We start from the raw sequence: 21387 nt of genomic DNA, 5'->3' as shown, positions 1-21387 counted from the left end.
TGCGCGGCGCCGACCGCCGCCGAGCTCAGTCTCTCCGCGCGTCACTTCCGTCCGCGAAGGGGGTTGACGTCCGCAGAAAGCGCTCGCTACAACGTTGTAACACTTGGTGTGGTGCGGCACTTGGCGCGGCAGGTCGCGCACAGGTGCTCCTCCCCGCCTGTCCCCCCGAAGGGGGCCGTATGCCTGACGTCGCGGCGCACCCGGCCGCCGCGCCGCGCGGCCACGTCGCGGTCGCCTCGCCGAACGGCCGGCGGCGGATGACCGTACGGGTGACGGACGGACGGCTGCGCTACCAGGTCGCACGACGCGGACGGGCCCTGGTGGCCCCCTCCGGGCTGGGGCTCGACCTGGCCCGGCCGGCCCTCGCCCACCTGCGGCCTGCTACTGCTGTCCGTGCGGCGCAGGACGATCGACGGGAGGTGGCGGCCCGTGTGGGGATCCGACGCACTCGTCCGCAACCACGCCGAGGAATGCGTACTGCGGACCGTGCAACCGGCGACCGGGCCACACCTGGCACCTGGGCGCCATCCCCGACGAACACGACCGGGCCCTGAGCCTGCCGCCGCGTTTCCTGGGACGGGGCCGGTACCGGGCCGAGATCCACAGCGACGCCCCGGACACCAGCCGGCACGACAACCCACCGCCGATCGACGTACGGACCGAGACCGTACGAGCGTCCGCCGTCCTGAACCTGCGACTCGTCGCAGGTGGAGGCACGGCGATCCGCTTCCGCCCCGCGTGGCAGCAGGGGCGGGGAGGGCCCGTTCCGAGCGACCGGCGTACCGCTCAGGGGGACAGCCGCCGTCGCACACCGTCCGTGGACTCCCGCACCTCCAGCCAGTGCGGGGCGAGGTACTCCTCGAAGGGCAGCGGCTCCCGCGAACGGATGCGGGCCGCCAGGCACTTCACGGCCAGCGAGGCGATCGCGGCCTTGTCGGGCACCACGGAGGTGAGCGAGGGCGTGCTGTAGAGCGCCTCCTCGGATCCGTCCACGCCGGCCACGGCGACGTCCCCGGGAACGTTCAGCCCCGCTTCGTACAAGGCGTGTTGCGCCCCGACGGCCAGCATGTCGCTGAAGCAGAAGACCGCGTCGGGCCGCACCTCGGCGGGCAGGGAGAGGAGACCGCGCATCGCCAGCAGCCCGTCGCGGCGGTCGAACTCCTTGACCCGTGCCGCCAGTCGGGGATCGTAGGTCAGTCCGGCACCGTGCAGCGCCTGCTGGAAGCCCTCCAGCCGTTGGCGGCTGGTCGCCGACTGCGGCTGGTCCACACCGATGGCACCGATCCGGGTACGGCCCAGAGCCGCCAGGTGGGCGGTGACGTCACGGGCCGCGGCGACGTTGTCGATGAGGACGTGGTCGGCCACGACGTGATCGTGTTCGTAGCTGCGCTCGCCGAGCAGCACCAGCGGGAACTCGTCGGCGACCGGTGCAAGGTCGGCGGGCGACACACGCAGGGGCGAAAGGATCACACCGTCCAGCAGCGACGCGCCGACGCCGGTCGCCAGGCGCAGTTCCTCCTTGGCATCTCCCAGCGTCTCCTCGATGAGGACGGTGAAGCCGTGGGCCGAGGCCTCCGCCCCCACGTGGTGCGCGAGTTCGGCGAAGTAGGGCGTGGCGAGGTCCGGGACGGCGAGGGCGATCAGGCCGCTGCGGCCGGTCCGCAGCCGGCGCGCCGACGGGTTCGGCCGGTAGCCGAGTTCGCTCACGGCCCGCATCACGCGGGTCCGCGTGCTCTCGGACACCTGCGGGACGCCCCGTACAACGTTGGACACGGTCTTGATCGACACTCCCGCGCGTTCCGCCACGTCCTTGAGTGTCACTGCTGCCACCGACGAGCCCCCAAAGCCGCTTGCTTTCGTTGATTATGCACGGCCATGCCGTAGCTGTCAGCCCCCGGACCGGTCGTCAAGTCCTCTCCGGCCAAAGGGTTGACCTTAAAGATACAGGGCGGTTACAACGTTGGAACCGATCGGATCCGGTCGTGCCACAACAGGTGGCCGACCGCAGCACGCCCACGGACCGAGACCGCCCGCACCCACGGATGAGCGCCTTACTCGGTCCAGCACCGGAGATCCCACCACGCATTCGCGCTGCCCGTAGTGGTCCACCCCCGTCTGTCTTCCGAGAGGGTCCGCATGGCTCCGCACCGTTCCCGTCGCCGCGCGCCTGGAGGGACTCGCACGGGAGCGGGACATACGGCGGCTCCCCGGGAGCGGTCGGGCGTGCCCCGGCCCCGCCCCGCCCCATCCACGTCTCCCCCTGGAAGGCCCTCATGCCCGAGTTCCGAAGCGGCCGGCGCCGACACCCAGGCCGCCGTGCCGTCCTGGCCGCGGCCGCCGTCGGTCTCAGCACAGCCCTGACGGCCACGCTCTCCGCGTGTTCCGCCGCGAGCGACACAGCGTCCGAAGAGATCACCCTGACCTTCTCCTGGTGGGGCAACGACGACCGCTCCGAGCGCACAAAGAAGGCCGTACGGCTCTTCGAGAGGGAACACCCCGGCGTCACCGTTCGCACGTCGAACGCGGACTTCGGCTCATACATGCAGAAGCTGGCCACCCAGGCCGCGGGCGGTGGCATACCCGACGTGGCGCAACTCGACTACCGGCAGATTTCCCAGTACGCGGGCGGCGGCACGCTCCTGCCGCTGGACGACGCCGTCGCGGACGGCACGATCCGCACGTCCGAGATCGACGAGGAGTTCCTGCGCACCGGCACGTACGAGGACGAGCAGTTCGCCATACCGGCGGGCCGCGGCATCACCGGATACGCGTACGACGCCGGCATCTACAAGAAGGCCGGCATCCCCACACCCCGGCCCGACTGGACCTGGCAGGACTGGGCGGCCGCCAACAGGAAGATCGCCACCCTGGGCCTGAAGTCCCCCGACGGTCGCGCCGTGGCGGGAGCCAATGACAACGGGCCCAACGAGGACATCTTCGAGAACTGGGTGCGCAGCCGTGGCGGGCAGCTCTACGCGAGCCAGACGAAGCTCGGCTTCACCGAGGACGACCTCACCGAGTTCTGGACGTTCTGCGACACGCTGCGCGAAGAGGGCTCCGTCGCGCAGGCCGAGGACACCGCACAGGCCAAAACCACCGAAACCAGCCCCATCGGCCGTGGGCTCGCCGCTGCCGACTACACCTGGGACGCCCCGTTCCCCGGGTACGCGGCCCTGCTCGGCGACGACCTCCACTTCGCGCCGGTCCCCACGACCGACGGACGCCAGGGTGCTTATTTCAAGCCCTCGATGCTCCTGGGCATCGGGGCGAACAGCGAGCACCCCGAGGAGGCGACCGCACTGGTCGACTTCCTCCTCAACGACCCGCGGGCCGGCGACGCGCTCGGCTTCACCCGGTCCACACCGCCCAACCGCGAGATCGCCGCCCGCGTCGCCAAGACCCTCGAGGGGCCCGAGCGGGAGATCTACGAGTACGCGCTGAGGATGGAGAAGTACGGTTTGGACGCCCCGCCGACCGCACCACCACGGGGCGATGTCGCGATCCAGACCGCCTTCAAGCGCGCGTACCACCGCGTCATGTACGAGCTGACCTCCCCTCGGCAGGCGGCACGCGAATTCTTCGACGAGGCCAACCGGGAGCTGCGGTCATGAGCACGGTACCGACCAGGGCGCCCGCGCGCGCCCACCGCACGACGGAACCGGAGCCGCCGGCCGAGCGTCGGCACCGTGAACGTCAGTGGCCCGCCTACGTGTTCCTCACACCATGGATGACCGGCGCGGCCGTGCTCACCCTGGTGCCGATGGCCGTGTCGCTGTACCTGTCGTTCACGGACTACAACCTGTTCGACCCGCCTCAGTGGGTGGGTCTGCGCAACTACCAGGAGATGCTCACCGAGGACCCCCGGTTCTGGCGGTCGGTCGGCACCACGCTGCTGTACGTGGTGGTCGCCGTGCCGCTCAAGCTGCTGCTCGCGCTCGGGGCCGCGTTGCTGCTCAGGAGCCTCGGCCGCGGCCGCGCCTTCTACCGCTCCGCCTTCTACGCGCCCTCCCTGCTCGGCGCGAGCATGTCGATCGCCCTGGTGTGGCGCGCGTTGTTCAACGACGGCGGCTCCGTCTCCCAGGTCCTGAGCGCCGTCGGCATCGACGTCGGCGGGTGGGTCGGCGATCCCGACCTGGCGGTGTTCGTCGTCGTCCTGCTGACGGTGTGGCAGTTCGGCGCCCCGATGGTGATCTTCCTCGCTGGGCTCCAGCAGATCTCGCCCGACCTCTACGAGGCGGCGGCGCTGGACGGCGCGGGCCGCTGGCGGCAGTTCGTCTCCGTCACCGTGCCGATGCTGTCCCCGGTCGTCTTCTTCAACCTGGTGCTGGAGATGATCCAGTCCTTCCAGGTGTTCACCCCGGCCTTCGCGGTCAGTGGCGGCGACGGCGGTCCCGCCGACTCGACGATGTTCTACACGCTGTATCTGTACGAGCGCGGCTTCACCGCCTCCCATATGGGCTACGCGGCCGCCATGGCCTGGCTGCTGCTGATCGTCATCGGCGTCATCACCCTGATCCTCTTCAGGACCTCCCGGTCCTGGGTCTTCTACGCGGACACGGAGGGGCGATGAACCTCACCACCAAGCGATGGCTGCCGCACACGATCGCCGTCGTGGGCCTGCTCGTCCTGCTCTATCCCCTGGCCTGGCTGCTCGCCACGTCGCTCAAGCCGGCCGACGAGGTGGTGACCAGCCTCGACCTGTGGCCCAGCCATCTGGAGTGGTCGAACTACGCGACCGCCATGGACGGCGTGTCCGGCGTCACCGTGACCCGGTTGCTGGGCAATACCCTGCTGATCGCGGGGGGTGCCGTCGTCGGCAACGTCCTGTCGTGCTCCCTGGCCGCCTACGCCTTCGCCCGGCTGCGCTTCCGCATGAGCAAGGTGATGTTCGCCTTCATGGTGGCCACGCTGATGCTGCCGCACCACGTCGTGCTGATCCCGCAGTACATCATCTTCAACCGGCTCGGCATGGTGGACACGTACTGGCCACTGATCCTGCCCAAGTTCCTCGCCACCGAGGCCTTCTTCGTCTTCCTCATCGTGCAGTTCATGCGCGGGCTGCCACGTGAACTGGAGGAGTCGGCCCGCATCGACGGCTGCGGCGCGTTCCGTACGTACTGGACCATCACGCTGCCCCTGAGCCGGCCGGCGCTGATCACCACGGCCATCTTCACGTTCATCTGGACGTGGAACGACTTCTTCACACAGATGATCTATCTCTTCGCGCCCGAGAAGTTCACCATCACACTGGCCCTGCGCAGCTTCGTCGACGAGTCCAGCACCTCCGCCTACGGGCCCATGTTCGCGATGTCGGTGATCTCCGTGCTGCCGATCGTCCTGTTCTTCTTCGTGTTCCAGCGCTACCTGGTGCAGGGCATGGCCACCTCCGGACTGAAGGGCTGAGACACCATGGACCACGCACCCACCGTGCCTCCCAGCGACCGCCGGGAGCCCGGCGAGGTCTTCGGATCCGGCTTCACCCTCTTCGCCGACATGCTGCTCGTCGGCCTGCTCACGGGCGTCGCCTGTCTGCCCGTCGTCACGGTCCCGGCCGCGTTCGCCGCCGCGTCCGCGACCCTTCGTGACACCGCGGGCAACGGCGCCCCGGCCGGAGCCGGTGTGTACATCGGCCACCTGCGGGCCCGCCTGACGGCGGGAACGCTGGCCGCGGGCCTGATCCCGCCGCTTCTCGTCGTCGTCCTGCTGATCGATACCGCTCTGCTGCGCGGCGCGATCCCGGGAGCGGCCGTGATGGTGCCCGCCCTGGCCCTCACGGCCCTGGTGGCCGCGGTCGTGGGACTGCGCGCCACGGCCCTGGACGCCCCTCACCGGCTGTCCGCCCGCGAGGCCCTGGTCCGCTCGGTCGCCGACCCGCGCGGCACGCTCCTCCTCGTCTGCGCCGTGCCCCTGGCCGTGCTCCTCGCCTGGTCGATACCCCCGCTCGTGCCGCTTCTCCCGGGACCGCTCGCGTTCGCCGCCACCGTCGTGGACCTCCGCGCCTCGCCGGACCGCCCGCAGGACGGCTGAACCGTCCCTCTCCCCCAGAAGCGCACCAGAACCACAGCGTTTGAGCTACGTCGCATGACCCACCGTGACCGGTTCACGGAAAGCGAGCCAGAACCGAGCGGACAACGTTTGTCGACGGTTTCGGACAGCACTTTGGCAATCAACGCCGCAGAAATGTTGACGAGAACCGACAACGCTCTGACCGCCTGCCAGGACCTCCTTGCCAGCCACGCTGGCACGTGGGGGCTGGCATACCCGCTGCCGCTGCGAGAGGCTGACCCATCACGGGTTGATCTTCAGCACACGGAGGCTACGAGCTCATGGCAGCATCAGAGAACCAGCTCCTACCAGCGGCAGGTGCATACGAGATCGATCAGGCAGCATCAACGGTTCGCTTCGACACACGCGCCATGTTCGGGCTGCTCCCAGTCCGAGGTACCTTCGCTATCGGTCACGGCTGGATCACTGTGGCGGACCCGGCAGAAGAGTCGTTGGTGCAGGTCGCAATAGAGGCAGGAAGCTTCGAGTCGGGCAATCAGCAGCGTGACGACCACGTCAGGTCCTCTGACTACCTGGATGTGGCTCGGCATCCCGAGATCGGCTTCCGGGGCCAGCGCGTGGAACGATCCGGCGCTGATGCCACTTTGTATGGCGAGTTGACGGTATGCGGAGTGACTCAGTCGATCGCCGTCACACTCGGCACGGTTGCCCACGAGGGCAAGCGGATGACGGCGAGCGGCACTACCACGATCGACAGGTACGCCTTCGGCATCACCAAGGCCAAGGGCATGACAGGACGGCATCTCAAGATCACTTTGGAGGTCGTCGCGCACCGCTGAACCGGTTGCACCGAGCGTATCGACCCAGCGCCGCACCCTTTCCGGAGACGGTTCCGCCTCCAGCCACCGGGGGGGCCGGCAAGGCGTCAGGAGCGAGCGCTATCGTGCGTGGCCGTCGGCGCTACTGATCTTGACTACCGGGCCCGGACGCGGTCCGGCCGCATCCCGCCGGAGCTGGTCTCGCGGCTGCTCGAACGCGGCCACGTCAACGTGGTGGAGCTGCGGGCCGGAGGCTGGGAGTGGTTCTGCGCGCTGGCGTGGGCGCGGTTGCTGAGTGAGCAGGGCCGCCAGGCCGACGCGTTGGAGGTGCTCGTCCCGTATCGGGCAACCGGCTGGTGGACGGCCTTCGAAGCCGCTGCCGAGATGCTGGAGGGCTGGGGCCGCATCGACGAGGCCATCGAGATCACCGGGTCCGCATGGAGGCCGGCCACCCGATAGCGCTGGAGTCCTACACGCGCCTGCTCGCCCGGCACGGCAGCGCCGAGGAGGCGTTCACCCTGCTGCGCCCACACATCGGCGAGCCTTCCCTCGCCGTGGCGCTGACGCTGCTCAACAACCGGGAGCAACTGGCCGCGCTGCTGGCACGGCACGGCCGGCTCGACGAGCTGCGGGCGGCAGCGACGACCAGATGACTCTGGGTACGCGTACAACGGCTCGCAAAGTTGCTGGAGGAGCGCGGCGACGCGGAGGGGGCGATCACGGCATACCGGCAAGCCGACCGCCCCACGGACCACGACCCCAACTCGACTTTCGCGCTCGCGCAACTCCTGGCCCGGCACGGCCGGGGGAACGAAGCGATCGACCTGATGAGCGTCCAGGCCAACGCCCGCAACGGAGATGACTGGATCCTCCATCCCCTGTCCGACCAGTGCTCCGACCAGGGCCGCCCCGAGGACGGCCCGGCACACCTTGACGCCCTCACCGCCGCCCGCGGGGGCGAGGAGGAGCGGGACCTGTACTCGATACGGCCCGTCCGCCACTACACGGCGCGGGTGTGCATCGACCCGGTCGGCACCTCTCCGTACCACTGCGGAGCCTGGTACGTCGACGCGAGCTGACCGGCAGGCACCGGCTGACGAGGCGGTCGGAGGCTTCGACGTGCCGGTGTCGACGACCTGCCACGCTCCCCCGATGAAGTGTCAGTGGTGGCCCCTAGCATCTCGGCCATGACGAGATCGGCACAGACATACGCCTATCTTCGTCCCTCTGCCATGCGGCGCACGGCAGAGGGACGAAGCATCGGTCTGGAGACATCCGGCGGCACCACCCCGGCCGGTCAGGAAGCTCATCCGCGTTTCTTCCACGGCTTCCTGACACGCCCTCAGGCCACCGCCGCCGCACTGCTGTGCGTGGCGGACATCGCCGCCGCCCGCTACTACCAGCCACAGCTCGACCACTGGCGCGACCCGGTCGTCACCGGGAACGGGGACCGGCTGAGGTTCGAGTCGTTCTCCGCTTGCTGTGGGGTGTACGCACGGCTCGACGTACTGGGCGACGCGGTCGACGGTGAGATCGGGCACGGCACGACCAACGTCGACGTGAACGCCCCGCTGCGGGACGCCCTGACCCGGGTGGGCGCGAGCGACCCGCTGCGTCTGGAGGTCGGGCCCGACGACATGACCGTCACCACCTTCGACGGGCCGGTGGTGGAGAAGAAGGTGCCGCTGCCCGAGCGCTGGCTGCGCGGCTTCGCCGAGACCCAGGTGATCGCGTCCGGCTTCGACCTGCGGGCCGAACTCCCTGCCGGCGAGGCAGTACGTTACCTCCGCGGGCTGCCACGTCCCAGCGCCACCCGTGGCGCCTCCAGGGGAGCACGATGGGTCGTCCCGGCGGGCCGCTCGCTGCGCGCCACCACCCGGCCGGTCCCCGGCGCGGTCTGCCTGCCCGGGCCCGAGCGGCTGACCGCGCTGGCCCGTGTGCTGCGCCATGCGACGGGGCTGCGGATCTACGGCCCGGCCGTCACGGCGGGCAGTGGCCCGGTGGCGAGTGCGTGGGAGATCGGCCTGCCCGGGATGCGGCTGGCCCTCACCCTCTCCCCGGACACGGCACGGGGCTTCTCCGGCGAGGGCGGCGTCCTCGACGCCCTGGCGGCGGACGAGTCGGCCGAGGACGCCGACCTGGTGTCCGTGCTGCTCGCCTGGAACCCCGTCGTCGAGATCGCCGACCTCGCCGTGCAGTCCGGGCTGACGCCGCACCGGGTACGGGCCGCGCTCACCCGCCTCGGCACAGCAGGGCGCATCGGATACGACACGGCGGAGGCGGCGTACTTCCACCGGGAGCTGCCGTACGACACCGGACGCGCCGAGCGGGACAACCCCCGGCTGCGCGCCGCCCGTGCCCTCGTCGACGCGGGCGCGGTGCATCTGGACGGCGAGACGGCCACCGTCACCGTCGAGGACCACAGCCACCGGGTACGGTCCGCCGAGGGACGGCTGACCTGCACCTGCCGCTGGTGGGCCGAATACCGCGGCGGACGCGGCCCGTGCAGACACGCCCTCGCCGTCCGCATCGCCCGCCGCACGGCCGCGCCCCGTACGACCGCCTCCACCACCGCCCATGACAAGGCCGACATCTCCACCGGAGCCACCCGATGACCTTCACCCACGACTTCCCCGACTACCGCGTCCCCGACGGGACCGCGGCAGGCGTCCGCGCCCTACTGGACGCGGTGCGCGAGGGCCGCGTCGAGGACCTTCCCAAGCTGGTCGGCGCCCTGACCGACGCCGAGCGACGAAAGGCGCTGCCGGTGTTGAAGCAGTGGCGCAAGGACACCCCGCGATCCTGGCGGGGCGAAGGGTACCTGCTGGTGCGCCAGGGACTGCTGCTCGCCGGGGCTGGGTGCTGCACCGGCGCGGCGGCCGCGGCCCAGTGGCTCACGAGCCGCGATCTGTGGTGGGCCGGGCATGAGGATCCCGGGGCGGTCGTCGGCGTGCTGGGCGACCGCGCCCCCGATTGGCTGGCCGAGGTGGCGCGCAGGCTGGCGGAGCGCCGCGCCATCGGCAGGTGGGAGTACCGGCTGATCAAGCGGCTGTCGCTGCTCGCCGGCTGCGAGCCGCCCATGACGGACAGCTTCGTCCTCGGCTGGGAGAGGGACATCCCGGAGCGGGGCAGGACGATCGAGGAGAAACTGCGGGACGATCCGTTCCTCGAAGCGGCCGTACCGCGGCTCTTCGAGGTGGACGAGGCCGGCTCGGACTTCCAGTACACCTGGGACACCGACCCCGGATGGCCCGACGCACTCGCCGCACTCGCCCGGGAAGGACTGCTCAGCCGCGAAATGCTGGTCGAGGGCTGTCTGTCGCGGCTGCTGCGCGGCGGCCGACTCGGCATCGTGAAGGGCTTCCTCGCCCTGCTGACCGCCCTGGACCTGACCGTGGACGATCGGGCGGCGCGCCCCCTCACCTGGGTGCGGATGCTCTCCAGCGGCCACCCCCTGGCGGCCGCCCGCGCCCAGGAGACGCTGGCCGAACTCGACGAGGCGGGCCGTCTGGAGACCGAGCACCTGGTCGAAGCGTCCAGGGCCGCCCTGTTCCGGCCCGAGAAGAAGATCGTGCGCGCCCAACTGGCCATGCTCGACAAGGCGATCAAGCGCGACCGGTCCCTCACGGACGAACTGCTGCCGGTGGCCGTCGAAGCCTTCGGCCACGAGGAACACAGCCTCCAGGACAAGGCGCTCGCGCTGGCCGTCCGCCATCGCAAGCACGCAGGCGACGCCGTCCTCGCCGAACTGGCGGGGAGCGCCGAACTGCTCCTCCCCGACCTGCGTCGACGCGCGACCGAAAAGTTCGGCAGCGTCGTGGCCGCCGAAGAGGCCGATCCGCCGTCCGCCGAAGCGGGCGAGACCCTGCCGCCCGTGCCGGGCCCCGAGCGCCTGGATCCCGCACCGCTTGCCCCTGCCGAGCTCGCCGAGGAGGTCGCCGCGCTGCTGCGCGGCAAGGGCACCCCGGCGCAGGAGGAGCGGGCGCTGAACAGCCTCGTGGTCCACGCCCACGCCGACCTTGCGGGGCTCCGCGCTGCCCTGGAACCGGTCGTCGCAGCGCACCGGCAGCCTGCCTCATGGCTGAGCGAGAACGTCTTCGCACAGGCACTTGAAGCCGTCGTCATGTTCGTCATGGGCGAGGCCGCGAAGGAGAAAACGAGGACGCTCCGCGTCCAGTCCGGTTTGGGCGCCCTCCGTTTCAGATTCCAGGAATACCAGTGCCCGCACACGGCGATCTGGTCCGTCTGCCTCAGCCGCGCGGCCGAGATAGGGGCGCGGCTGGAACTCGGCGCCCCCTTGCCGTTCCTGCTGGCCACACCCACCTGGACGACGGGAACCATCGACCCGTCGGAGCTGGCGGCCCGGCTCGCCGCGTACGAGGACTCGGGCACCGAGCCCGGCCCGTCGGACCTCACCCAGGCCCTGCTGCGGCTGGACCGCGAAGTGCCGCCCGAAGCGCGGGCCGCGGCGGACCGGCTCACCTCTCCGGCGGGAAAGCGACTGGCCGCCTGGCTCGCCTCGGGTGGCCTGCCCGATCCCGTACTCTCCCGGGAGAGGGAGCGGCTGAGGCTCAGGACCCCCCGCCCCGGCGTGCTCGTACGCACCGAGGCCCTTCCCGGGCACGGGGACCATCCCGAGCCGTTCCGCTCCCTGCTCGGCGCCCATGACCCCGTCGGCAGTCCGTGCAAGTGCGGGGACGAGGGACAGTGCTCCCCGCAGGCCTTGGCCCTCCTCCCCCAGCACCGGGAGATCATCGCGGCACGAATGCTGTCGACCTTCGCGGCCCTGGCTGAATCCGACCAACTCGGTCATGGGGTACCCGTGCTGCCCGCGCTGGCCGAGTCGGGCGGCCCGGCCGGGGCCGCGACTCATCTGCTAGTGGCGTACGGGCTCGGGGCGCGGCGCTTCGAGGAACAGTTGTTCGCGGTGGACGCGATGCTCGTGCTGGCCGCTCGCGGACAACTCGACGCGGAGGCTCTGGGCCTGGACATCGCCGAGCTGACCAGCCTGCGCCGCCTCAAGCCGAAGCGGGTCGTGGCAGCGCTGCAGGAAGCGACGCGTACCGGCGCGTACGCCACGGTGTGGACGGTGCTCTCGGGCGCCCTCCCCCGACTGTTGGCGCAAGATCCATCACCCGCCGACGGCGCGCTGCTCGCGCTCGCGGCCGACTGCGCGGAGCGGTCCGGTGCCCGGGGCGCGATACCGGAGATCGACGAGCTGGCGGCGCGCAAGGGCTCATCACAGTTGATCAAGCAGGGCCGGCGGCTCAGGGCGGCGCTGAGCCGGGACACCTGCTGACTGATCGTCCTGATCCCGACGATTCGTGGGAGCGGGTGGCTCCGCTGCCGCCATCCGCTCCGTCACCAAGTCCCGCTCGTCTTGACCCCGGCGGCAACCGACACGACGTCACCCACGATCTGCTCTCGGAGTCAAGTCCTCTGCGCAGCACATCAGGTTCCTCCAGCTCACTGACGGCGGGCGCGGCGACCGGAGTGTCCGGGGCGGATCAGGCTCCCCGGTCCAGGTGGCGCTTCGGAGTGCCGTGGTAACCGGCGAGGAGCGGCCGGGGCAGTGGTCCTTTGATGCGGGCCCCGTTCTCCGTCTCCTCCCAGGCGTGAGCGAGGATGCCGACGCTGCGGGAGAGGACGAACAAGCCCCGGCCGAGTTCGGACGGGAAGCCGAGTTCCGCGTAGATGATCGCGGTGGCCCCGTCGATGTTCATGGGTACCGAGCGGTCCCGGCCCTCGGCGAGCGCGGCCTCGAGCGCCAGTCCGGCCTCCAGCGCCCACCCGGGGGTCTCGCCCTCGGCGACCGCTTCCCGCACCAGCGCGAGCAGGGGGTCCCGCCGGGGGTCCCGAGGGTGGAAACGGTGGCCGAATCCGGGGATGTAGGCACGGCGTCGACGGTACTCGGCGACGATCGCGCGGGCGTCCTCACCGTCGTCGATCCGGTGCAGGACCTCCATGCACTGCTGCCCCGCCCCGCCGTGGACGTCCCCGAGCAGGCCCGCGCCGGTCGCAACGGCGCTGTTCAGTCCCACGCCGCAGGTGGCCGCCATACGGGCCGCGGCGATCGACGGGGCCTGCGGGCCGTGGTCGACGGCGGCGACCAGCGCGGCCTCCAGAAGGCGGCCCTGGAGCGGCGTGGGCAGCTCACCGCGGAGCATGAGCCAGATCTGCTCGGCGAAGGTGATGTGGCCGATGAGCTCCTCGACCGGATAGCCGCGCAGCCGGATCTCGCCGGGCCGGATCTCGCTCACCGCCGTGGACCACCAGTCGGTCACGGCGCGCTCGGAGATCAGCGCCTCGCTCCCGCCCGCGCCGCCACCGTTCCCGGGCTCCCGCGCCGGTCCGTCGTCCGCTGGTACGGCCGTGCCGCTCATATGGCACCGCCTTCGCGCAGCGCGGCGATCTCCGCCGGGGTGTAACCGAGTTCCGCCAGCACGTCGTCGGTGTGCTCTCCCAGCAGCGGTGGCGGAGCGGGAGTCGTAGCCGGTTCCCCGTCCACGCGCAGCGGGCTGCCCAGCACGTGCAGGGGGCGTTCGCGTCCGTCGGGGAAGGGGAGGTCGTACACGAAGCCACGGGTGGCCAGATGCTCCAGGCCCAGGGCGTCCGGCACGGACAGCACGCGTGCCGCCGGGACCCCGGCGTCCGAGAGGATCTCCTCCCAGTCGGCCGCCGGCCGGGCGGCCAGAGCCGATTCCACCTCGTCGCGCAGGGCGTCGCGGTGCGTCTTGCGGTCGGCGGGATGCGTGAAACGGGGGTCGGTCGTCAGGTCCTCGCGCCCGACGAGCCGGCACAGAGTCGTGAACTGCTGCTGCCGGTTGGCGGCGATGTTGAGGTACCCGTCGGCGGTGCGGAAGGTGCCGGAGGGAGCCGCGGTGAAGTTCTCGTTGCCCATGGGTTCGGGCACGCGTCCGCTGATCAGATAGTTGGACGTGACCCAGCCCATGGCGGTGAGCGCGGACTCCAGCATGGAGACGTCGACGAAGGCACCCTGCCCGGTACGCCCGCGGCGTACCAGGGCGGCCGCGACCGCGTAGGCGGCCGCCATGCCGCCGAGCGTGTCGGCGACGGGGAACCCGGCCCGCAGGGGCGCCGTGTCCGCGGTACCGGTGACACTCATCATGCCGCTGAGGCCCTGGACGATCTGGTCGTAGGCCGGCCGGTCACGCAGGGGGCCCGTCTGCCCGAAACCGGAGATCGCGCAGTAGACGAGCCGGGGGTTCTCGGCGCGCAGTGTCTCCCAGCCGACACCGAGGCGGTCCATCACACCGGGGCGGAAGTTCTCCAGCAGCACGTCCGCCTCGCGGACCGCGCGCAGCAACGCCTCCCGCCCGTCCGGATCCTTCAGGTTGAGGGTGAGCGAGCGCTTGCCCGCGTTCTGTGCCAGGAAGGAGGCTCCCAGCAGTTCCTCCCCCAGAGCGCGATCGGCGCCCAACTGGCGGGCGAGGTCACCGGATTGCGGCATCTCCACCTTGACGACATCGGCGCCCTGCAGAGCGAGCTGATAGCCGGCGAAGGGACCGGCGAGAACGTTGGTCAGATCGAGGATCCGTACGCCCTCCAGAAGGGGGGTCGTCATCAGGCGGTGCCTCCGATGCAGTCGAGCGCGGTGAGGGCGCGTGCCGTGTCCAGCAGGGCGGGGGTGAGACCGACGACGGCCTCGTCGGTGAAGCGGGTGGTCGGGCCGCCCAGCGCGACCGCCGCGGTCAGGCGGCCCGACGCGGCGGCGAACACCGGGGCCGCGACGCCGGAGACGCCGGGCTCGCGTTCGCCGTGGCTGACGGCCATGCCGTCGGCGTCGGCCTTCCGGGCGCGTTCCCAGAGCCGCTCGCGCCAGTCGTCGCCGGGTGCGCGGGACGCCACCGCGGCGACGTCGGCGCGGTCCGAGCGGGACAGGAGGACATGGCTGGCGGCCCCCGACCAGAGGGGCAGCTCGGCCCCGACACGGACGACGTGACGCAACATACGGGTGCCTTCGTGGCGAGCGACGCAGACGCGGCTGTTCTGCTGGCGGACGTAGACGGACACCGTCTCGCCCCCGCTCGCCTCGCTCAGCTCGGCCAGGCGACGCAGGGCCTCCTCGGGCAACCGCCAGGTCCGGCCGGCCAGTTCCGCCCACCGGAGAAGTCCGGCACCGGGAACGAGATGGCCGTCGCCCCGGCTCCAGAGCAGACCGCACTGTTCCAGTGTGTGGACCAGCCGCACCACGGTGGTCTTCGGCAGCCCGGTGGCGTCGACCAGTTCGCGTACGGACCGGCTGGGGTGCTCGACGTCGAAGAGCGCGAGCAGGTCCACGGCGCGCTGCACACTGCGGACACCACCGGCGTCGGATTCAGGCATGCCGTTCCCTCGTGTCGGGGCAACCGGCGGGGCGGACCCCCGCTGGTGAGCGGGCCGTGCCATCAGACCACAAAACCATGTGACAGCACAAACGAACCACCTAGTGGTACGAATATCAGTTCGACTTCAGTTCGACTTCTGCTCCGGGGCACACCCTCGTACGTGCTCCGACGTGTGGGGCGACCGCCCGTGGCCCCCCGTCCGACGCGGTGGGTGCCACGGACGCCCCGTCAGGTGAGGGCGGCCACGATGTGGTCGGCGGCCTCGGTGGCCATGCGGCGCAACGCCTCCGCGGTCTGCGCGCCGGTGTGCGGGGTGATGACGACCGACGGCTCGTCACGCAGCGGGTGGTCGCGCGGGAGCGGTTCGACGGCCGTGACGTCGAGCCCGGCGCCCGCCAGGTGGCCCCGCCGGACGGCGTCCAGCAGGGCGGACTCGTCGATGACGCCCCCGCGCGAGGTGTTCACCACCACCGCGCCCTCGGGCAGCGCCAGGAGTTCCGGCAGACCGACGAGGTTCCGGGTCGTCTCGACCAGCGGCACGTGCAGGCTGAGGTTGTCGGCCCGGGACAGCAGGACCGGCAGGTCCACGGGTTCGACGCCCGCCTCCTTGATGACGGAGGCGGGCACCATCGGGTCGTGGGCCAGGACCCGCATACCAAAGCCCTGACCGGCGATCGCCGCGACCTCACGGGCGATTCGGCCGAAACCGATCAGCCCGAGTGTCGCGCCGGAGAGTTCACGCCCGCGGATCGCGGCCCGGGTGTCCCCCTCGTCGCGGACCGCGATGCCGATGCCCCGGCGCACGGCGAGCAGCAGCGCCATGGCGTGCTCGGCGACGGACCGGCTGTTGGCCGTCGGGGTGGTGGTGACGGTGATCCCCAGCTCCCGCGCGGTGTCGATGTCCACGGTGTCGACACCGACGCCGTGCCGGGCGACGATGCGCAGCCGCGGCGCGGCGCGCAGCATGGCGCCGTCGACCCTCTCGGTACGCAGCAGAATGGCGGTGACCCGGTCGCTGATCTCGTCGAACGGGACGCCCTCCGTGCCGTACCCGAGGCGCACGTCGGCGTGCGGGCGCAGGCGCGCCAGGGCGTCCTCGTGGACCGGCCGGGGAATCCAGACGAGCGGACGGTCAGCCACGGGGCACCAGCCGCTGGTTGGCCGCCCGGCGCTCGGTCTCGCCCTCGAGGAGCCGGCGTGTACCGGCGATGACGTCGTCGACCTCCCCGGCCGGGACGACCGCCACACCGTCGTCGTCACCGATCACCCAGTCCCCGGGGCCGACCGGCACCCCGCCGACGGCGATCGGGCCGCCTATGCGGTACGGACCGGTCTTCCACGGTCCCGCGGGTGTGACGGCTCGGGCGAAGACCGGAACGCCGAGTGCGGCCAGCTCGACGACGTCCCGGGCAGCGCCGTCGAGGACGATGCCGCCGATCTCCAGCGCCTTCGCCTTCTGCACCACCAGCTCGCCGATCAGCGCACGGGTGACGTCGCCGCCTCCGTTGACGACGAGCACCTCCCCGCGCCGTATCGTCTCGAACGCCGTGTGCAGGCCCTTGTTGTCACCCGGCCGCGTCCACACGGTGAACGCCGGGCCGGACAGGACCGCGCCCGGCCACAGCGGGCGGATGCCGTCGGCGACGCCGAAGCGGTCCATCGCGTCGGACACGGTGGCGACGGGGAACGCCCCGGGGGGCGGATAGTCGTGCACGGTTCTCCTTCGGTGGGTCAGTACGGCGCGGGAGTTCGGCGGGTCAGTACAGGGCGGGAGGCAGACCGGTTCGCGCGATGTCCTCGGCGCAGCGGCGCACCGCGAGCACGAAACCGGGGATCTTGTCCTCGGTGAACCGCACGGTCGGTCCGCCGACGGCGAGCACCGGCGGGCGGGCGGGTGCGGCACCGCCCGGGAACGGGACGGGTACCGCCAGACCGCTGTTGCCCGGTTCGCGTTCGCCGTGGGTGACGCACCAGCCCCTCTCGGCCGCGACCTCCGTTCCGGCGCGGAGCGCCTCGGCGTCCCCGTCGGACTCCGCGGCGATGCGCGCGAAGAGCAGCTCCCGTTCCTCCGGCGGTTCGAGGCTGAGCAGTACGTACGCGGCGGATCCCACGGACATCGTCAGGACGTCCCCCGGCTCCACCACATGCCGCAGGGTGTTGGGGCTGGGAGCCTGGCCAACCACGACCCGCCCCGTGCCCTCGCGGACGTAGAGGCTCACCGTCTCACCGGTCTCGGCGGCGAGGGCGCGCATCCGCGCCAGTGAGGCGGGCGGGACCGTCCAGGCGGTGTCGGCGAAGGCCGCGAAGGCGATCAGGCTGGTGCCGACCCGGACCCGCCCGTCCCGCCCGGACTCCACCAGCCCCTCGCCGGCCAGCGTCTCCACGAGCCGCAGCACGGTGGTCCTCGGCAGGCCCGTGTCGCGGACAAGGTCGGTCAGTGTGAGTGACATGCGTTCCGGTGTGAACGCCCGCAGCACCTGCCACGCCCGGCTCACCGCCCGGATCCCACTCCCGTCAGCTGTCGGAGACATCGGTTCCCTTCTTCGTGATGTCATCTCCATTGCCTCGCCCTGGAAATGATGTTTACCATCTGGCGGTCATCAGTATCCACCAGATGGACATACTGAGGTAGCCGACCACCGCGAATCCAGCCAGGCACGGAGTCACGCTCGGTCTGGGGTCACAAGGGAGTGATCGTGCAGAGGAAACGTTTCATGCTCGCCGTCGCCGGCGTCCTGAGCACCGTGGTGCTCGCGGGGGCCGCCGCCGTGGACGCGAGCAACTCCACCTCGGGCGCCACTCCGAGGTCGAAACTGACGGTCACGGCCCCGGCCGCGCCCGGAGGAGGCTGGGATCTCGCGTCACGCGAGTTCCAGCAGGCCCTGCGGGGCGACTCGATCGTCAACAACGTCCAGGTCGTCAACGTGCCGGGGGCCGGCGGCACCATCGGGCTCGGGCAGTTCGTCGAGTTCGGCGACGACCCCACACGGCTGATGATGACCGGCACCGTGATGGAAGGCGCGATCACGGTCAACAAATCGCGCGTGAACCTGGAGAACACCACACCGATCGCCCGGCTCGCCGAGGACTACCAGGTCTTCATCGTCCCGGCCGACTCCCCGTACCGGACGCTCCAGGACTTCATGGCGGCGTGGAAGAAGAACCCGCACAGCCACGCCGTCGGCGGCGGCGGGCTCGGCGGCACCGACCACCTGCTCGCCGGACTCGCCGCGCGCGAGGCCGGCATCGACCCGAAGGAGGTCAACTACATCTCGTTCGCGGGCGGCGGAGAGGTACTCACGGCGCTGCTGTCGAACACCGTCGAGATCGGGGTCAGCAGCTACAACGACTTCCGCGACCAGATCGAGGCGGGCAACCTGCGGGCCCTCGCGGTCTCGGCCGACAGGCCGGTGCCGGGGATCGACACCCCGACCTTCATCGAGCAGGGCGTCGACGTGTCCCTGCCCAACTGGCGCGGCCTGGTCGCCCCGCCGGGCATCAGCGACGCACAGCGACAGGAACTGACCGACATCGTCACCGAGGGGACCCGCACGGCCGAGTGGGAGGACGCCCTCACCCGCAACAAGTGGGTGGACAGCCTCCTGACCGGTGACGAGTTCGCCGACTTCATCCGCCAGGACCAGCTGAGGGTGAACACCATCATCGAGGAGCTGGGGCTGTGACCACCCACCCCGTGCCGGATACGGGACCGGCCGCCTTCCTGCGCCGCCGCACCGGCCTGATCGTCCCGCTGCTGCTGCTCGTCACCGGCATCGTGCTGGGTGCCGGAACACTCACCATGGAGGTGCCGGCCAACGTCGCCTCACCGGGGCCCCGGATGTTCCCCACGATGGTCGCCGTCGCGTGCGTCGTGTTCGCCGTCCTCCTGGGCGTCGACGTAGTGCGCCGTCCCGAGCCCGAACAGGTCACCGCCCCGGCGGACGGCGCTCCGCCCACCGGCGCCGGTACCGCCGCCGGCAACGACACCGTCGCCACCGTCGCCGCGGACACCACCGGGTCCGACGCCGAGAACACCCTCGCCCCGAGCAGGGTCCGCAGCAACCGCTGGGCGGTGCTCGGACTCGTCGGCACGATCGCGGCGTTCATAGCCCTGCTCGTCCCTCTCGGGTGGCTGCTGTCCGGCGCGCTGTTGTTCTGGGGGGTCGCCAGAGCGCTGGGCAGCCGTCGGCCGGTGTTCGACGCCTTCCTGTCGATCGCCATCTCGTCCATCGTTCAACTGGCCTTCTCCGCAGGACTGGGCCTCAGCCTTCCCCCGGGCATCCTGGCAGGAGTCCTCTGATGGAATCACTGGGCAACCTCGGCGACGGGTTCCTCACGATCCTGACGCCCATGAACATGCTGTGGGTGCTCGTCGGCGCCCTGCTGGGCACGGCCGTCGGCGTACTTCCGGGCCTCGGCTCGGCGATGGCGGTGGCACTGCTGCTTCCCGTGACCTTCTCGCTGGACCCGATCGGCGCGTTCATCATGTTCGCCGGCGTGCTGTTCGGCGGACTGTTCGGTGACTCGACCGCCGGCATCCTGATGAACACCCCCGGCAACAGCACCGCGATCGCCGGGTCCATCGAGGGCCACCGGATGGCGAAATCCGGTCGCGCCGCCCAGGCGCTCGCGACCGCCGCCATCGGCGCGTTCATCGGCGGCATCCTCTCCTCCGTGCTCGTGGTCTTCTTCGCCCCCTCGCTGGCCGAACTCGCCACGCTCTTCGGCCCCGCCGAGTACCTGGCGCTCGCCGTCTTCGCGTTCGTCGCCATCTCGGCCGTGGTGAGCGAGTCGGTCCTCCGCGGACTGGCCGCCCTGGTCATCGGACTCGCGATCGCGCTGGTCGGCGTCGACGGCATGTCCGGCGCCGCTCGCTTCACCGGGGGTCTGCCGGAGCTGTTCGACGGCATCAACATCGTGGTGATCACCGTGGGCCTGCTGGCCCTCGGCGAGGTCGTCGCCGTCGCCGCACGACGCGGGACCACGGAGGACCTGCGCGTCATGCCGTCCACCGGCCGGCTGTGGCTGTCGCGCCGGGAGATCCGGCTGGCGATGCCCGCGTGGCTGCGCGGCACCGCGATCGGTGTACCGTTCGGCATCATCCCCGTAGGCGGATCCGAGGTGCCGACCTTCCTCTCCTACGGCACCGAGCGCAGGCTCGGATCGCGACGCGCGGACTCCATGTTCGGCAAGGGCGCCATCCAGGGCGTGGCCGGACCGGAGGCGGCGGGCAACGCGACCGCCGGCACCGCGATGGGCGCCCTGCTCGCGCTGGGCCTGCCGACGTCGGCGACGGCCGCCGTACTGCTGGCCGCCTTCCGCCAGTACGGGCTCCAGCCTGGCCCGCTGCTCTTCGAGCGTGCCAGTGACCTCGTGTGGGCGCTACTGGCCAGCTTCTTCGTCGCCATGACCGTCCTGCTGGTACTCAACCTGCCGTTCGCACCGTTGTGGGCGAAGCTCCTGAAAGTTCCCCGGCACTACCTCTACAGCGGGATCACGGTGTTCGCCATGCTGGGTGTCTACGCCACCAGCGGCAAGGTCCTCGATCTCGTCCTCGTCCTGGCCATCGGCCTGCTCGGCTTCGCCATGCGCCGGTACGGGCTGCCCGTCGCCCCGGTCCTCATCGGAGTCATCCTCGGCCCGCTCGCCGAGACCGAGTTCCGCCGCGCGATGGCGGTCAGCGAGGGCGACCCGTCGGTGCTCGTGTCGAGCCCGATCACGATCATCCTCTACCTCGTGCTCGCGCTCGGCGTCACCGGCCTGCTGGTCCAGCGCGCCCGGAACCGCCGCCGTGCCAGGACACCGCGGGCGGTCTCGTCCTGACGTCCCCAGGGGCGTCGTCGCCCCCACGGACGGACGCCCCGGCCTTCCGCTCCTCCGGCCGCCACACCGACGTCACGGCCTTCGCGGTGCCCTCGACCCGTCGGAGTGTTCGCCGACCCGTGACCGGGCCGCACCCTCGGCCCGGTCACGGGTGGCAGCCGGGTCGAGGGCCGGAGCTTGTCGTCAATGCGATCTCGGACGGTGGACCACGATGGGGGGTACATCGAGGTCATGTCTCGACGGTGTCACGGAAGTTCCTGCGTCCTGAGCGCCCAGGACGGATCATTGTCGCGCTCCCACAAAGACACGGGGATGGTCCCGGCCGCCCGCTTCAGCACAGGCGCACGCCTGAGCACGGCAGCATCGGTAGGCGCGCGCCGCTACGAAACCAG

21 protein-coding genes and 1 pseudogene are annotated in these 21387 nt (G+C 71.0%); 15 read left to right on the top strand and 7 right to left on the bottom strand.

The window, feature by feature from the left end; genetic code table 11:
- Positions 1–179: 179 nt before the first annotated feature.
- Positions 180–554 carry a glycoside hydrolase family 97 N-terminal domain-containing protein gene (locus tag IG02_RS43845; RefSeq protein ID WP_107055561.1) on the top strand — a complete coding sequence of 125 codons (375 nt, stop codon included), beginning with the start codon at positions 180–182 and terminating at the stop codon, positions 552–554.
- Positions 503–718 (top strand): annotated as a pseudogene (locus IG02_RS43840) (glycoside hydrolase family 97 C-terminal domain-containing protein); the annotation flags it as partial. The gene IG02_RS43845 and the pseudogene IG02_RS43840, both read left to right, overlap by 52 nt.
- A 68-nt stretch (positions 719–786) precedes the next feature.
- On the opposite strand, the gene IG02_RS0108615 reads toward IG02_RS43840, so the two are convergent.
- Entirely contained in the window at positions 787–1830 is a 1044-nt protein-coding gene (locus tag IG02_RS0108615) for a LacI family DNA-binding transcriptional regulator (protein ID WP_030743816.1), read from the bottom strand.
- Between the two features lie 443 nt (positions 1831–2273).
- Here IG02_RS0108615 and IG02_RS0108610 point away from each other — a divergent pair, with 443 nt between their 5' ends.
- The 10 genes from IG02_RS0108610 to IG02_RS0108575 all read left to right on the top strand — a co-directional run bounded on the left by IG02_RS0108610 (position 2274) and on the right by IG02_RS0108575 (position 12123).
- The gene (locus IG02_RS0108610; protein WP_030743813.1) at positions 2274–3611 is read left to right on the top strand and encodes an ABC transporter substrate-binding protein; all 1338 of its coding nucleotides are present in this window, start codon (positions 2274–2276) and stop codon (positions 3609–3611) included.
- The gene (locus IG02_RS0108605; protein ID WP_030743810.1) at positions 3608–4570 is read left to right on the top strand and encodes a carbohydrate ABC transporter permease; all 963 of its coding nucleotides are present in this window, start codon (positions 3608–3610) and stop codon (positions 4568–4570) included. The genes IG02_RS0108610 and IG02_RS0108605 overlap by 4 nt, the downstream gene beginning before the upstream one ends.
- Entirely contained in the window at positions 4567–5403 is an 837-nt protein-coding gene (locus IG02_RS0108600; protein ID WP_030743808.1) for a carbohydrate ABC transporter permease, read from the top strand. The genes IG02_RS0108605 and IG02_RS0108600 overlap by 4 nt, the downstream gene beginning before the upstream one ends.
- Positions 5404–5409: 6 nt before the next feature.
- Positions 5410–6027, top strand: coding sequence for a hypothetical protein (locus IG02_RS0108595; protein ID WP_037802534.1), 618 nt, complete (start codon positions 5410–5412; stop codon positions 6025–6027).
- A gap of 299 nt (positions 6028–6326) precedes the next feature.
- Entirely contained in the window at positions 6327–6845 is a 519-nt protein-coding gene (locus tag IG02_RS0108590; protein WP_030743804.1) for a YceI family protein, read from the top strand.
- Between the two features lie 108 nt (positions 6846–6953).
- A complete protein-coding gene (locus tag IG02_RS41435; protein WP_051764677.1) occupies positions 6954–7283 on the top strand; it encodes a hypothetical protein in 330 nt (109 codons plus the stop codon).
- Positions 7262–7477, top strand: a complete 216-nt coding sequence (locus IG02_RS40430) for a hypothetical protein (RefSeq protein ID WP_051764675.1) — start codon at positions 7262–7264, stop codon at positions 7475–7477. Before IG02_RS41435 ends, IG02_RS40430 begins: the two co-directional genes overlap by 22 nt.
- A 30-nt stretch (positions 7478–7507) precedes the next feature.
- Complete coding sequence (locus tag IG02_RS40425; protein ID WP_051764673.1) at positions 7508–7903, top strand: hypothetical protein; 396 nt, start codon at positions 7508–7510, stop codon at positions 7901–7903.
- Positions 7904–8011: 108 nt separating this feature from the next.
- Positions 8012–9439: an SWIM zinc finger family protein gene (locus IG02_RS0108580; protein WP_030743802.1), complete on the top strand. Its 1428-nt coding sequence runs from the start codon at positions 8012–8014 to the stop codon at positions 9437–9439.
- Positions 9436–12123 (top strand): DUF6493 family protein, encoded by a 2688-nt coding sequence (locus IG02_RS0108575; RefSeq protein WP_030743800.1) that lies wholly within the window; start codon positions 9436–9438, stop codon positions 12121–12123. Before IG02_RS0108580 ends, IG02_RS0108575 begins: the two co-directional genes overlap by 4 nt.
- Before the next feature lie 208 nt (positions 12124–12331).
- Here IG02_RS0108575 and IG02_RS0108570 read toward each other — a convergent pair whose 3' ends face one another.
- The 6 genes from IG02_RS0108570 to IG02_RS0108545 form a co-directional block, all read right to left on the bottom strand.
- Positions 12332–13207, bottom strand: a complete 876-nt coding sequence (locus IG02_RS0108570; RefSeq protein WP_078854300.1) for a citryl-CoA lyase — start codon at positions 13205–13207, stop codon at positions 12332–12334.
- Entirely contained in the window at positions 13204–14409 is a 1206-nt protein-coding gene (locus tag IG02_RS0108565) for a CaiB/BaiF CoA transferase family protein (protein WP_030743797.1), read from the bottom strand. Before IG02_RS0108565 ends, IG02_RS0108570 begins: the two co-directional genes overlap by 4 nt.
- The gene (locus IG02_RS0108560) at positions 14409–15170 is read right to left on the bottom strand and encodes an IclR family transcriptional regulator (RefSeq protein WP_030743794.1); all 762 of its coding nucleotides are present in this window, start codon (positions 15168–15170) and stop codon (positions 14409–14411) included. Before IG02_RS0108560 ends, IG02_RS0108565 begins: the two co-directional genes overlap by 1 nt.
- 230 nt (positions 15171–15400) lie before the next feature.
- Positions 15401–16312, bottom strand: coding sequence for a hydroxyacid dehydrogenase (locus IG02_RS0108555; protein ID WP_030743792.1), 912 nt, complete (start codon positions 16310–16312; stop codon positions 15401–15403).
- Positions 16305–16886 carry an RraA family protein gene (locus tag IG02_RS0108550; protein WP_030743790.1) on the bottom strand — a complete coding sequence of 194 codons (582 nt, stop codon included), beginning with the start codon at positions 16884–16886 and terminating at the stop codon, positions 16305–16307. Before IG02_RS0108550 ends, IG02_RS0108555 begins: the two co-directional genes overlap by 8 nt.
- 43 nt (positions 16887–16929) lie before the next feature.
- Complete coding sequence (locus IG02_RS0108545; RefSeq protein WP_030743788.1) at positions 16930–17703, bottom strand: IclR family transcriptional regulator; 774 nt, start codon at positions 17701–17703, stop codon at positions 16930–16932.
- Positions 17704–17868: 165 nt separating this feature from the next.
- Here IG02_RS0108545 and IG02_RS0108540 point away from each other — a divergent pair, with 165 nt between their 5' ends.
- From IG02_RS0108540 to IG02_RS0108530, 3 genes are read left to right on the top strand one after another with little or no spacing between them, the layout of a single operon-like run.
- Positions 17869–18855: a Bug family tripartite tricarboxylate transporter substrate binding protein gene (locus tag IG02_RS0108540; RefSeq protein ID WP_030743786.1), complete on the top strand. Its 987-nt coding sequence runs from the start codon at positions 17869–17871 to the stop codon at positions 18853–18855.
- On the top strand, positions 18852–19472 hold the full coding sequence (locus IG02_RS0108535) for a tripartite tricarboxylate transporter TctB family protein (RefSeq protein ID WP_051764671.1): 621 nt from the start codon (positions 18852–18854) through the stop codon (positions 19470–19472). The genes IG02_RS0108540 and IG02_RS0108535 overlap by 4 nt, the downstream gene beginning before the upstream one ends.
- Positions 19472–20995 (top strand): tripartite tricarboxylate transporter permease, encoded by a 1524-nt coding sequence (locus tag IG02_RS0108530; RefSeq protein WP_030743779.1) that lies wholly within the window; start codon positions 19472–19474, stop codon positions 20993–20995. The genes IG02_RS0108535 and IG02_RS0108530 overlap by 1 nt, the downstream gene beginning before the upstream one ends.
- Positions 20996–21387: the final 392 nt, after the last annotated feature.

This window comes from Streptomyces sp. NRRL F-5135 (assembly GCF_000719775.1).
GTDB lineage: Bacteria > Actinomycetota > Actinomycetes > Streptomycetales > Streptomycetaceae > Streptomyces > Streptomyces hebeiensis.
Note: the sequence above shows the minus strand (reverse complement) of the source record. Positions and strands in the feature narration are given on the sequence as shown.